Here is a 435-nt window from a genome sequence, read left to right on the forward strand (position 1 = left end):
CGCGCTGCCTCCATGTGTATGGAACGTTACTGTGTACTCTGGTATGGCATTCCACTTCGCATGTAAAGTGGTGTCTGATGTTACCGTACTGGTCAGGAAGTTCCACGCTGTTGCGTAGCCTGCGTCCGTGTACCATCCTGCAAATGTGAACCTTTCGCGGGTCGGAGAAGCTGGTTCAGCTATCGTTGTGCCTTCTAACACTTCAACAAGGCTAGTTACCGCGCTGCCTCCATGTGTATGGAACGTTACTGTGTACTCTGGTATGGCATTCCACTTCGCATGTAAAGTGGTGTCTGCCGTTATGGTACTGGTTGAGAAATTCCAAGCTGTTGCATAGTCTGCATCCGTATACCAACCTGCAAATGTGAACTTGGCACGGGTAGGAGAAGCTGGTTCAGCTATCGTTGTGGCTTGCAATACTTCAACGATGCTGGT

The 435-nt window shown here is 49.9% G+C and carries 1 protein-coding gene; it reads right to left on the bottom strand.

The genetic code is table 11. The annotated features are described in order from the left end of the window. The coding region (locus tag FGT79_RS17220) for an InlB B-repeat-containing protein (RefSeq protein ID WP_171056296.1) at positions 1-435 on the bottom strand (435 nt) is incomplete at both ends.

Origin of the sequence: Paenibacillus sinopodophylli, from assembly GCF_005930355.1 — a bacterium.
Lineage (GTDB): Bacteria > Bacillota > Bacilli > Paenibacillales > Paenibacillaceae > Pristimantibacillus > Pristimantibacillus sinopodophylli.